Origin of the sequence: Bacillus cereus group sp. N21, from assembly GCF_016483395.1 — a bacterium.
Lineage (GTDB): Bacteria > Bacillota > Bacilli > Bacillales > Bacillaceae_G > Bacillus_A > Bacillus_A pseudomycoides.
In genome coordinates, this window is sequence record NZ_JAEHBX010000290.1 from 1 (window position 1) to 339 (window position 339).

Here is a 339-nt window from a genome sequence, read left to right on the forward strand (position 1 = left end):
AATTACTAGCAACTTCCTAAACATTGTTCCTCATTTACCAACCTGTTTATGCTTTTTTCAAACTTTGCAACAGAACCAATTTGCGCATTTAAAAAATTACAGAGGATAGATTTTTACAAAAATACCTTTCATCGTACAACAAAATATCTCAATAATCTCATTGAGTAAGAACATCGACATGTGAAACGTCGATTTTCCCGGTCCTTAGGCTTTCAAAGTCTTCGCCATGCCTCATGTACTATTAAGGGTATAGAAACTGTTTATGCCATATACAAACAAAAGCGAAGTCTTCAACCAAACTTCGTTTTTTCGACGTATAACGCATTACATGAATTATTA

At 33.6% G+C, this 339-nt stretch carries 1 pseudogene; it reads left to right on the forward strand.

Going from position 1 to position 339, the window contains the following annotated elements:
- Window positions 1-78: 78 nt before the first annotated feature.
- Window positions 79-339 (forward strand): annotated as a pseudogene (locus JDS96_RS32730) (DDE-type integrase/transposase/recombinase); the annotation flags it as partial.